Genomic DNA, 6,102 nt, shown 5'->3' on the forward strand with positions numbered 1-6,102 from the left:
AGGAAATCTATTGATTTTGTGAAGTTTTCAACTAAAAAAAGGGAAGTATCGAAGATACTTCCCTTTTTGATAGCTAAAGAGCTCACTCTTTATGTCTTATTTTACTGCTGCATATCTCTTAGCAACTTCAGCCCAGTTGATTACGCTGAAGAAAGCAGAAATATAGTCAGGGCGTCTGTTTTGGTAGTTTAAGTAGTACGCATGTTCCCAAACGTCCATTCCTAAGATTGGAGTTCCACCACAAGCAACACCTGGCATAAGCGGGTTGTCTTGGTTTGGTGTACCACATACTTCTAATTTGCCATTTTTAACGCATAACCATGCCCAACCTGAACCAAATTGAGTAGCACCTGCTTTTGCAAAAGCTTCTTTGAAGTTTGCAAATGAACCAAAATCTTTAGCGATAGCATCTGCTAATTCTCCTGTAGGTTCTCCACCGCCATTCGGGCTCATTACTGTCCAGAATAAATTGTGGTTATAGAAACCTCCACCGTTGTTGCGAACTGCACCATTAGCCATATCAAGGTTTGCTAAAATCTCCTCGATTGTTTTTCCTTCTAATTCAGTACCAGCGATAGCTGCATTTAAATTAGTCGTATAAGCATTGTGGTGTTTCGTATGGTGGATTTCCATTGTACGTGCGTCAATATGTGGTTCTAATGCGTCATACGCATAAGGTAATTGTGGTAATTCGAAAGCCATAATTCGTATTATTTAAAGATTAGTGTTATTTTTATTCAAATTTAGGGATTTTCTATGGAATATAAAAAATCTTAAGGGTTAATAAACGTTAAGGGATAATTCGATGATTAAAGCGGAAAGAGCTTCATTTTCAGTATATAACGCATCTGCGGGTTCAGGAAAAACACATACTTTAGTAAAAGAATATTTGAAAATCGTACTTGTTGATCGATCAGATGATGCGTATCGAAAAATCTTGGCGATTACTTTTACCAATAAAGCAGTGGCGGAGATGAAAAATCGAATTTTGTCTTGTCTATATGCTTTTGCGCAAAAAGAGACTGAAAAGAAATTTCAACCTATGTTAGAGCAAATTGTGCAAGAAACGGGGTTGAAAGAGCATGTAGTGAAGGAGAAATCAGCGCGTATTATGAAGCATATTATTCACAATTATGCCTCCTTTGATATTTCCACGATTGATAAGTTTACGCATAAAGTGATCCGCTCTTTTGCCTTTGATTTAAATTTACCCATGAGTTTTGAGGTGTCTCTAGATTCGGATGAGTTACTACAAGAAGCGGTGGACTCAGTTATTGCCAAAGCAGGCACAGATGAAGAGCTTACTAAAGTGTTAATTGATTTCTCCATTGACAAAGCTGATAACGATAAGAGTTGGGATATCACGCGCGAATTGAAAGAAATGGGAGCCTTGTTGCTCAATGAAAACAATCGCGATGAAATTGCGCTTTTCGATCAGAAATCACTGCATGACTTTGTGTCTACCCGTGATTATTTGCGTAAAAAAATAGAGGAAATAACGAAGGATACCCAGCAAAAGGGAAAAGCGATTTGGGACTTGCTGATTGACAAAGGAGTGGACATGAAATCCTTTTCCCGTGGAACATTTCCCAATCATCTCTTGGCGATTATTAATGATACAGATAAGAGTACCCAGCGCAAATACGTAGAATTTGACGAAGTGACCCTGCTTAAGGCAGCGAAAGATCGCGATACCATTGAGGCGCTGTTACCTGAAGTGTTGCGACAATTAGCCGATATCTACCAGTTATTTGCCAAGCGTTTGTTTTATCAAGCGTTTTTGAAAAATATTACACCACTATCACTCTTGAATATTTTAGGTATTGAGATGCAACATATTCAAGAGGAAAAAAATATGCTGTCTATTAGCCAGTTTAACGCGATTATCCACAATGAGATTCAACACCAACCGGCTCCTTTTATCTATGAGCGATTAGGAGAGCGATACCGTCACTTCTTTATTGACGAGTTTCAAGATACTTCTGTGATGCAGTGGGATAACTTGGTTCCTTTGATTGACAACGCATTAGCGGGAGAAGATTTTGGGGTGAAAGGAACTTTGATGTTGGTAGGAGACCCTAAACAGTCTATCTATCGTTGGCGCGGAGGAAAAGCAGAACAGTTTATTGCGCTGAGTAAAACAGATAATCCCTTTTCAAATCCAGATAAGGAAGTTGTAGTCTTAGGGAAAAACTATAGGAGCTATGCGGAGGTGATTCACTTCAATAATAGCTTTTTTAAGGGAATTTCAAGTTTTTTTACACAGGAGGATTACAAGCATATTTACGAAAACCAAAGCCACCAGGAAGTAAATAGCAAAGAGGGAGGGTATGTAAATTTGCAGTTTTTGGATGAACGCTTGCTAGATAAAGAAAATGAAGTTGATAAAGAGCGCTTGTATCTCGAAGCGACGTTAAAAGTAATTGAAACCGGACTCGCACAGGGGTTTTCCTATAGTGATATAGTGGTTCTAACACGTAAACGCGCTCATGGAATTGCATTAGCGAATTATTTGACGGAGCAAGAAATCCCCATTTTATCTTCGGATTCTCTTTTAATTAGCCATGCGACAGAGGTGCGACTGATTATGGATGTGTTGCGTTACATTCGAAATAAGGAAGATAAAGAATCAAAAACGCTACTGTTGTATTATATCGCTAATAAACGAAAACAAGAGGCTGTACACGATTTCATTGAAGAAGGGTTGAGTTATACGTCAGATGCAACATTAGAACAGTGGTTAGCAACAAAAGAGATTTGCATTTCGTTTGATCAATGTAGAAAAAAATCGCTGTATGAAGCCGTTGAAATTATCGTTCGCGCTTTCTTTCCTACACAGGCGACAAGTTCGTACGTCTTGTATTTTATGGATATCGTTTTAGAACGCACGATAAAAAATCAGTATGGGATAGGCGATTTTATTTTGTATTGGGAAGAGAACAACCACAAATTTAGTATTCCGACACCAGAAGGTAAAAATGCCGTTCAGCTGATGACCATTCACAAATCGAAGGGATTAGAGTTTCCTGTTGTGATTTTTCCTTTTGCAGAGGAAGATTATGATCGCTCAAATCGCGATAAATTGTGGGTAGCGTTTGATGAGCAAGATGTGGGAATTGATTTGCCTAAAGCTTTGGTAGATGCAAAGAAAGAGGTAAAGGAATACGGTGCTTATGCTGAAAAGTTATATGCAGAGAAAGAGCAAGAAGAACTGCTGGATAATATCAATGTGCTTTATGTCGCTTTAACTAGAGCAGAAGAGCAATTGCATATTATTACAACTAGAGATCTAAAAATAGATGGGGAATACAAAAATAATATGTCGCGCTTTTTTATTCATTATTTGCGTCAACAAGGGATGTACCAGGAGGATCAACTAGTGTATGAGTTTGGTAGTCCTCAGCGTTTATCAACTCCTAGTGAATCTGCTTTCGATCAGAATAAGTTGATCCAAAGTGTGGATCGACTTTTTGATTTTAACGCGATAAAAATAGCAGAACGAGAGGCCTTGATGTGGGATACACAAGTAGGAGAGGCTATTGCCTATGGAAATATTACACATAAGATTATGTCGTTTATTCAGACCTCTAACGATGTGGAGGCTGCGATAGAACGGGCATTAGAAGAAGGACTAATTGTAGAGAGTGAGAAGGATAACTTTAAAGGAGCTATACAGCAGATTATTTCTCACCCTGACCTACGCGACTTCTTTACAGAAGGAGTCGTATACAATGAACGCATGATTATTGGTCAAACACAGCACAATTTAATCCCCGACCGCGTGGTTATCAAAGGTCAAAAAGCGTATTTATTAGATTATAAAACGGGGAAACCAGAAGAGAAATACGTCAAGCAATTGACAAAATACGAGGATTCACTTGTCGCCATGGGATATGAAGTGGTTAAAAAAGTTATTTTATACATGGGAGTGGATGATTTAAATATAATACATTTGTAAAAGAGTATAGTTAACGCTTAAAAAGAGTAAGTATGTACGGAAAAATTAAAGACCATTTACAACAAGAGTTGAAGTCGATTGAAGACAATGGTTTATTTAAAAAGGAGAGAATTATTACTTCGCCACAAGGAGCAGAGATTACAGTTTCTACAGGAGAAAAAGTATTGAATTTTTGTGCGAATAACTATTTAGGATTATCCTCACATCCAGAAGTGATACAAGCGGCAAAAGACGCTTTGGACACCCATGGTTTTGGAATGTCATCGGTGCGTTTCATTTGTGGAACGCAGGATATTCACAAACAATTAGAAGCGACAATCGCAGATTTCTATGGAACAGAAGACACTATCTTATACGCAGCAGCTTTTGATGCGAATGGAGGAGTTTTCGAACCTTTATTAGGTGCTGAGGATGCCATTATTTCGGACAGTTTAAATCACGCGTCTATTATTGATGGTGTTCGCTTGTGTAAAGCCGCTCGTTACCGTTATGAAAATAATGATATGGCTTACTTAGAGCAACAGTTGATTAAAGCGAATGAAGCAGGGCACCGCTTCAAGATTATCGTTACAGATGGGGTGTTTTCAATGGACGGATTAGTTGCGCCACTAGATAAGATTTGTGATTTAGCGGATAAATACGACGCCTTGGTTATGGTAGATGAGTGCCATGCAGCTGGATTTATCGGAGCAACAGGAAAAGGAACGATGGAAGCGAAAAACGCAATGGGACGTGTAGATATCATTACAGGTACATTAGGAAAAGCTTTAGGAGGCGCTATGGGAGGTTATACAACAGGTAAAAAAGAGATTATCGAGTTGTTGAGACAGCGTTCACGTCCTTACTTATTCTCTAATTCATTGGCTCCAATGATTGTTGGTGCTTCGTTGAAAGTGTTTGAATTATTGAAAAAAGACACAAAATTGCGCGATCAATTAGAGTGGAATACCAATTATTTCAAGAAAGGAATGCAAAAAGCAGGGTTTGATCTTGTTGATGGAGATTCGGCAATTGTACCTGTTATGTTGTACGATGCAAAGTTGTCTCAAGAGATGGCAGATCGCTTATTAACCAAAGGAGTTTATGTGATTGGATTCTTCTATCCTGTTGTGCCTCAGGGTAAAGCGAGAATTCGCGTGCAGTTGTCGGCAGCGCACACACAAGCTCATTTAGATCATGCGATCCAGGCATTTATTGAAGTAGGTAAGGAATTAAAAGTAATTTAACAATTAACTTTTTTTAGTAAATCACAATAATTGTTAAGAATAAAATTTGTTAACTACACATATAATTGTATTTTTGTTTTAACATTACAATAAATAGAAAAATAAAGTTATGAAACATCTCAACAAATTAATTGCAGCGGCAATACTATGTGCGGGTCTTTCGACTCAAGCGCAAGATGCTGACCATCCGTGGGCTGTAACTATTGGTGCGAATGCTGTAAACACTAAAGTTAGTTCAGCTAAAGGGTTTTCACACAGAATGGGGGGTTATTTCCAAACGTCAGATTGGAATATTTTACCTTCAATTTCTTACTTAAATGTATCAAGATACTTAGGTGATGGATTTTCATTAGGTGTTGTAGGATCAGTGAATAAAATTGATAAATTCATTTCAAGTGAGTCTGATGGATACTTCAAGTACAACCCTGGAGATTTATCTTACTACGGAATTGATGCAGAAGTTAAGTATAGCTTCAAAGAAATCTTAAACTCAAAAGTTGTTGATCCATTCGTATTAGTGGGTGGGGGATATACTTTCATGGGTGATGCAAGTACAGGAACAGTTAATGGAGGTTTAGGATTAAACTTCTGGTTTACTCAAAACATCGCATTGACATTCCAATCTACGTACAAACATTCATTCGACGATACAAGAACTCCAGATGTTGACGTTGCTTCGCATATGCAACACTTCGTGGGTGTACGTTTCCAATTTGGTGGAAAAGACACAGATGGAGATGGAATCTTAGACAAATATGACGAGTGTCCAGATGTACCTGGTTTACCAGAATTCAACGGATGTCCTGATACAGACGGAGATGGTATTCCTGATCATTTAGATGAGTGTCCAGATGTACCTGGTTTACCAGAATTCAACGGATGTCCTGATACAGACGGAGATGGTATTCCTGATCATTT

At 38.2% G+C, this 6,102-nt stretch carries 4 protein-coding genes; 3 read left to right on the top strand and 1 reads right to left on the bottom strand.

Annotation, left to right across the window (positions count from 1 at the left end; all coding sequences use genetic code 11):
- Positions 1-96: 96 nt before the first annotated feature.
- Positions 97-702: a superoxide dismutase gene (locus tag ACPDG9_RS11795; protein WP_430527946.1), complete on the bottom strand. Its 606-nt coding sequence runs from the start codon at positions 700-702 to the stop codon at positions 97-99.
- Positions 703-805: 103 nt separating this feature from the next.
- Between ACPDG9_RS11795 and ACPDG9_RS11800 the strand changes: the two genes are divergently transcribed.
- The 3 genes from ACPDG9_RS11800 to ACPDG9_RS11810 form a co-directional block, all read left to right on the top strand.
- On the top strand, positions 806-3,958 hold the full coding sequence (locus ACPDG9_RS11800; RefSeq protein ID WP_430527947.1) for a UvrD-helicase domain-containing protein: 3,153 nt from the start codon (positions 806-808) through the stop codon (positions 3,956-3,958).
- Positions 3,959-3,990: 32 nt separating this feature from the next.
- On the top strand, positions 3,991-5,184 hold the full coding sequence (gene kbl, locus ACPDG9_RS11805) for a glycine C-acetyltransferase (RefSeq protein WP_430527948.1): 1,194 nt from the start codon (positions 3,991-3,993) through the stop codon (positions 5,182-5,184).
- 109 nt (positions 5,185-5,293) lie between these two features.
- A partial coding sequence (locus ACPDG9_RS11810) for a thrombospondin type 3 repeat-containing protein (protein WP_430527949.1) occupies positions 5,294-6,102 on the top strand: 809 nt, incomplete at its 3' end.

The organism is Myroides sp. C6-3 (genome assembly GCF_050522425.1).
In the GTDB taxonomy this organism is placed as follows: Bacteria; Bacteroidota; Bacteroidia; order Flavobacteriales; family Flavobacteriaceae; genus Flavobacterium.